Source organism: Microcoleus sp. Pol14D4, assembly GCF_036701245.1.
GTDB lineage: Bacteria > Cyanobacteriota > Cyanobacteriia > Cyanobacteriales > Microcoleaceae > Microcoleus.
Genome location: NZ_JAUBQM010000153.1, coordinates 1 through 5,358, shown reverse-complemented (window position 1 = coordinate 5,358; position 5,358 = coordinate 1). Strand labels below are relative to the sequence as shown.

Annotated in this window: 8 protein-coding genes; 2 read left to right on the top strand and 6 right to left on the bottom strand. The window is 43.9% G+C overall.

Annotation, left to right across the window (positions count from 1 at the left end; all coding sequences use genetic code 11):
• The first annotated feature begins 22 nt into the window (after positions 1 to 22).
• Both QUA33_RS27395 and QUA33_RS27390 read left to right on the top strand, forming a co-directional pair.
• Positions 23 to 403: an ISAzo13-like element transposase-related protein gene (locus QUA33_RS27395; RefSeq protein WP_333152828.1), complete on the top strand. Its 381-nt coding sequence runs from the start codon at positions 23 to 25 to the stop codon at positions 401 to 403.
• A 111-nt stretch (positions 404 to 514) separates the two neighbouring features.
• Complete coding sequence (locus tag QUA33_RS27390; protein ID WP_333152826.1) at positions 515 to 1,060, top strand: phosphatase domain-containing putative toxin; 546 nt, start codon at positions 515 to 517, stop codon at positions 1,058 to 1,060.
• 164 nt (positions 1,061 to 1,224) lie between these two features.
• Here QUA33_RS27390 and blaOXA read toward each other — a convergent pair whose 3' ends face one another.
• From blaOXA to QUA33_RS27360, 6 genes are all read right to left on the bottom strand, one after another.
• Positions 1,225 to 2,097, bottom strand: a complete 873-nt coding sequence (blaOXA, locus tag QUA33_RS27385) for a class D beta-lactamase (protein WP_333152823.1) — start codon at positions 2,095 to 2,097, stop codon at positions 1,225 to 1,227.
• A gap of 145 nt (positions 2,098 to 2,242) precedes the next feature.
• Positions 2,243 to 2,656: an MAPEG family protein gene (locus QUA33_RS27380; RefSeq protein WP_333100640.1), complete on the bottom strand. Its 414-nt coding sequence runs from the start codon at positions 2,654 to 2,656 to the stop codon at positions 2,243 to 2,245.
• A 255-nt stretch (positions 2,657 to 2,911) separates the two neighbouring features.
• Complete coding sequence (locus QUA33_RS27375; RefSeq protein WP_333152830.1) at positions 2,912 to 3,556, bottom strand: transposase; 645 nt, start codon at positions 3,554 to 3,556, stop codon at positions 2,912 to 2,914.
• Between the two features lie 43 nt (positions 3,557 to 3,599).
• The gene (locus QUA33_RS27370) at positions 3,600 to 3,860 is read right to left on the bottom strand and encodes an IS630 transposase-related protein (protein WP_333152821.1); all 261 of its coding nucleotides are present in this window, start codon (positions 3,858 to 3,860) and stop codon (positions 3,600 to 3,602) included.
• 141 nt (positions 3,861 to 4,001) lie between these two features.
• A complete protein-coding gene (locus QUA33_RS27365; protein WP_333152819.1) occupies positions 4,002 to 4,466 on the bottom strand; it encodes a DUF3037 domain-containing protein in 465 nt (154 codons plus the stop codon).
• Positions 4,444 to 5,232 (bottom strand): HipA family kinase, encoded by a 789-nt coding sequence (locus tag QUA33_RS27360; protein ID WP_333152817.1) that lies wholly within the window; start codon positions 5,230 to 5,232, stop codon positions 4,444 to 4,446. The genes QUA33_RS27365 and QUA33_RS27360 overlap by 23 nt, the downstream gene beginning before the upstream one ends.
• Positions 5,233 to 5,358: the final 126 nt, after the last annotated feature.

The following is a 5,358-nucleotide window of genomic DNA, read 5'->3' as shown; positions in this document are numbered from 1 at the left end:
GTGATGCTATATCTGCCCATTCTTGTGGCTTTTTCATGCCTTCTCTTGTTCCCCAATCAAAGACCTGAATCCTTACCAAATTAAAATTGATAATGGTCCCGAAAGTAGCGGAGTACGAACTCAATTCTTAAAAAGGATGGTTGAATTTCTTGACCAGATTAACACACCGATTCAACTACTTTACTATCCTCCTTACCATAGTAAATATAATCCCATAGAGCGCTGTTGGGGCATTCTTGAGCAGCATTGGAATGGGAGCAAGCTTGTTAATATTGAAGCTATGCTTTCCTGGGCTTCTAGCATGACTTGGAAAGGACTGCATCCAATTTTGACTTTAAGCAACATTGTTTACCAAAAAGGGATTTCTCTGACTAAGAAAGCCATGAAGCAAGTTGAGTCATGATTGCAGCGAAATCCGCTTTTGCCCAAATGGGATATCTTGATTCGACCACTTTAGCTGGTAAATTATTTCTCAGAAATCACCTTAATTATAGGTAAAAATATTGAAAACAGTATGCACAAATTCGCGGCGGCTTTAGAGAATGAATTAATTGTGTTTGGTGCAGCCAGACCAGGATACCGCGATGCAGAAATTGCTCGCTGGATTGAATTTATGCAGGGGCATAATATCAAGCAAGTTTGCTGCTTGCTGGCTCAGACGCAACTCATCCGCTACACTGATTTACTGGGAACATATAGGAAAATATTTGGATGCGATCGAGTTTGCTGGGCGCCGATTGCAGACTTTGAATTGGTCGATCGCGATATTTTAATCGATCGAATATTACCGTTTTTGGAATCTGCAAATAGCAAAGGCGAACGGGTGGTAGTTCACTGTTCTGGGGGGATCGGACGTACAGGACAGGTTTTGGCTGCTTGGTTGGTCAGCGGGCGGGGATTGTCTAACAAACAGGCGATCGCAGCAGTAAAAAAAACCGGCAGAAATCCCTATGAAGCAGCGATCGTAGCTTGTTTGAAAGGTCGAAACCCCTGGCTAGTGGTAGAAGAACTTAATGCTCTATTAGAAAATTGTCGCCTTGCTGCGAGAAATGATATATAGCACTATACCAACTATATATATGTGCCAATTGAGTAACTCCTAAAAGATTTAAAAGACTCAGCTTCCTACGATCGAACTCAGGCATCGCATAAATGAGTGTTTTGGCTGTCACCCTTAGCCTATCCCCTGGCGTTTTTGCGAATATTACAGAACAAATAATGCACTTACAGCAGCGCAAGATCCTTAAAGCAACGGCGCGTTAACTCGATTCTTGCGGATGCGTCATTATTGTTGCGGATGTTAATGTTTGTAGCAAAAAAGTAAACATTTTTATTCTTCTCTAAATAACCTACATACCAGCCAATTTCCTGCCCGGTTTGTTCTCCAAAGCTTACCCAGCCTGTCTTTGCTCTAATGATATAATCGGGAGTTTTTTCGACAACTATGATGTCTTTAACCAGAGACAGCGATCGCTCAGAAAAGGGTAAGTCATTTTTGTAGAGACGGCGGAGAAATTGAATTTGCTCGTTGGGTGTGATTCGGAGTTCTCCCTCTAACCAAAATTTGTCAATATCGTCTTTGTTACCGATTTTTTGGTTGCCATAACCGACTTTAGCTACCCATTTTTGCATTTGCTCGTGTCCCACTCGGCGGGCGAGAACTTGGTAAAACCAAACGGCGGAAAGTTTTATGGCTTCTCTCATATTCAAGTCTCGATTCCATCCGGAAATTTGCCTTTGAATTCCATCCCAAGTTAGAACGGCAAGCTCATCTGAAATTACCCCTGTTTCTAAGGAAATCAGAGAGTTGAGAATCTTAAATGTAGATGCGGGTAAAAAAGCTGTGGCGTTACGTTGCGGGTTGTGTTGATAAAGCCGATCGCTATTCAAATCGTAAATCGCGATCGAACCTTCCACTCCTAGCTCTTGAAAGTGCCGTCCAAAATTAATTGTCTGAGCCAAATCTCCTCCGCGAGGTGAAGATTTTGGCACTATAGGTGGCACGGTCAAGGCTGATTGCAGTGGCTGAACTAAAACTGAAATAGTGCAGCCTAATACAATTAAAATAACAGCGATCGCAAGATATATTCGGTTCATAAACTTCGATAATTTAACCAAATCACAGGCAGTAATGTCACAGGGGCAATCGACTTGTAAGGTGCGTCTGACTTACGCTGTGTAAGAAACAATAAAGGTTTGCCCCTGACGCACCCTACTATATATGTGCCGCGTAATTTCTCACCTACAAAACTGCCATAATAGTTAACGCGACCAAACAGCTTAACTGAATTACTAAGCTGAACAACCGAAACTTTGGATCGAGGCCAGCGATGTGAATCGCTGAATGTACCAGCCGAAATAGAATGTACACAACAATCAGCAAATCTACTGCTGTTCCTGAAACACCCCTAACGGTTAGAAGAAAAACAACTCCTAAATACAAAGGCAGGTTTTCTATCAAGTTGGATTGTACTCGAAATAGTCGCCAAAGTAAGCTGTCATCGTTCTGTGTGCCGAAATCTTTTACAGATCCACCCGCAGATAGATGCCGAATCCTGACAGTCAGCAGCATAACAACAACTGCGATCGTCCACAAAATGAAAATTGCTAAACCCCAGAGAGGGAAAGTCATATTTGTCGGTTCACTGTGCATCATCTTTCTACCTTGCGAAACTGCGGTTAAGACTTTAGAAAAGTTATATCAAATCCTGTAGCATGGGAATTGTCAAATCCAGCCAACAGTCAACGCTCACCGACGGTGTAACTGGAATCCATCTAATTCATCTGCGTTAATCTGTGTTGATCTGCCCTCATCAGCGGTTAAAAAAAGAGAATGTATAAACCGCAGATGACAAGAGATTGAACCAGATTCACGCAGAGGTAGAGAAGAGAGATACAGCAGATTCCAGGCTCATGAAGTACAGTAGCAGCAGCTTGTAAACCAGTTTTTAAAGTGCTTAATATTGACTAAATCAAGCGCAGTAGCAAGTATTACATCAACCATCTTGGTAGTGGTTGGTGAAAACTGACGTAAAAAAGCTTTCAGTTGTGACCACCATAATTCTATAGGATTAAAGTCAGGAGAGTAAGGCGATAAATTCAGCACACTGGCACCAGCCGCTTGAATCAATGGTTCAATCACCGCTAACTTATGAGCTGGTAGATTATCCATGACAACCACTGCACCATCCCATAAGTTTGGCACTAAAAAGTGTTCCACAAAAACTGCAAATGCCTGACTATCCATCGACCCATTTAGCGTCATTAATCCTACTACTTTTTTTAAGCTGATTGCTCCGACAACTGTTACTTTGGTTCCACGATAAAATGGTTTTAAATCGTAAACTCTACTACCATATCTTGAACGTGCGTGGGTTCGTGTTAACCCAAGTAAAACCCCCATTTCATCCAAAAATACGAGGTTATTCTGGTCGATGTTTTTCACTTTTTCCCAATATTCATACCTCAAAATTTGCACTCTTTCTGTTGCAGACTGACTACTTCGTATGGTCTTTTTTTTTCGCGTTAGATTTTGTTTGATTAGTTCGCGACACATCATACTAGGGCTGACAGCTTCCTGGTAGGTATCTAGCCAATATTCACTTGGGTTCTGACAAGGTAAGATCGGGATATTTTTCCACCATCTCTGTTAATTGAATTGTACGCGAGTGTAAGACACTTTTTTGACTTCCACCCTGTTTTTTGGGTTGAATATGACCAGTCGTTTGTTTTTGTTTTAAGAGCTTCTGGATAAAGGCTTTACTCACATCAAACCTGGCGGCTACTTTCCGAATTGATGTATCACCTTGTTCATAGGCTTTAACTATTTTTTTACGAAACTCAATCGAATAAGGTTTCATTTTTTCCGCGATCGCTACTGAACACAGTGTACCACATATACATGGAATCTACTGTATGAATAATTCGGATATTCTGAGTGTTTTCCGAAATGGATAGAGCGCCTACCAAGCTAAAAGCAGCATCTAACCGACAAGCTGACGCTAACTAGAGTGCGATCGCATCTCCTGAGTGTCAATTCCCGCCGCTAGCAACCGAGCGTTTACAGATGGTTTTCGGCAAGACGATCGCACCATTGTATCGAGCAAGTGTTCGATCGCACCCGGTAGATTCTGGCAAAAACCAGTGTGTACGCGCGATGTCTGAACGATCGTACTGCGGGGTGCTACGAGCCAGTGAAACCGCTCTCTGTGGGGAAGTTGACCGATCGCACCAGATTCCTTGCCACCTGCACAAATGATGGGAATGACTGCTAGGTGATTGCGAATCATTTCCAGATCCAACGTTGAGTCGATCGCCATCAAGCGCTGTTCATCTATTTCGATACGGGCTTCGAGGAATTTTTTCGTACCGCAGGAAACGATCGCCCCGACGTTGATAAACTCCTCGCGCTCGACTTTGGGAACGACGCGGATAATGGCGTAATCATACAGAAATCGATCGGGCACTAATCGCTTCCTCCAAAAAAATATGTGGTGATTCTAGCCGATTTAGCAGGTACTCAATATAAGCATCCCGATGTTGATTGCTATCGCTGAAAGGAGAATCTCCCACCAGCCAAGTATCAGGAATTAGTTTAACGATGTTGCGAATGATGTCAGGGGTTAGCGTTTGAGTCATCTTGGAATTTGCCGCTTCCAGGGTGCTGGCAAAACGCAGCAGAACGTGGTCTTTGATTGGAGGGAAACGATCGCGGCTGCGCGAGAGATAATCTTTCCAGGTGTGGTGGAAGTAGAGGGCCGCACCGTGATCGATCAGCCAAAGCCGTCGGTGCCATACCAGCATATTTGCATTGCGCGGCGTGCGATCGATGTTAGTCACAAAAGCATCGAACCAGACGATTTCTGAGGCCAGATCCGCCTCGGACTTCCCCGCTATCGGGTCAAAAGTGATGGAGCCCGGGAGATAGTCGAGGGCGAGGTTGAGACCAGCACTTGCTCGGATCAAATCTTGAATTTCCGGGTCAGGCTCAGTGCGAGCCAGTTCGGGATCGAGTTCAACAAAGACGAGTTCGGGGATTGGGAGTCCGGAAGCGCGAGCAATCTCTCCCGCCACTAGCTCCGCGATCAGAGATTTGGCTCCCTGGCCGGCACCGCGAAATTTGAGCACGTACATACCATCATCATCTGCTTCGACGATCGCCGGCAGCGATCCGCCTTCGCGCAAGGGAGTGACATACCTGGTAGCAATGACTGTTCGCAAGTTGGGACTCATGCTATTTTCGATTTGAGATTTTTGATGGGAAATCACTCATTTTATGAGGAGACATCTCCAAAATAGTAACATTATGTGGTAAAAGAACATAAGAGACCTTTTTTTACACAGAAAGATGAGCGACAT

Excerpts from the sequence above, each read along its gene's own strand:
- QUA33_RS27375 (WP_333152830.1), bottom strand. The coding sequence starts at position 3,556 with ATGTGTCGCGAACTAATCAAACAAAATCTAACGCGAAAAAAAAAGACC.
- QUA33_RS27380 (WP_333100640.1), bottom strand. The coding sequence starts at position 2,656 with ATGATGCACAGTGAACCGACAAATATGACTTTCCCTCTCTGGGGTTTA.
- QUA33_RS27370 (WP_333152821.1), bottom strand. The coding sequence starts at position 3,860 with ATGAAACCTTATTCGATTGAGTTTCGTAAAAAAATAGTTAAAGCCTAT.
- QUA33_RS27390 (WP_333152826.1), top strand. The coding sequence starts at position 515 with ATGCACAAATTCGCGGCGGCTTTAGAGAATGAATTAATTGTGTTTGGT.
- blaOXA (WP_333152823.1), bottom strand. The coding sequence starts at position 2,097 with ATGAACCGAATATATCTTGCGATCGCTGTTATTTTAATTGTATTAGGC.
- QUA33_RS27360 (WP_333152817.1), bottom strand. The coding sequence starts at position 5,232 with ATGAGTCCCAACTTGCGAACAGTCATTGCTACCAGGTATGTCACTCCC.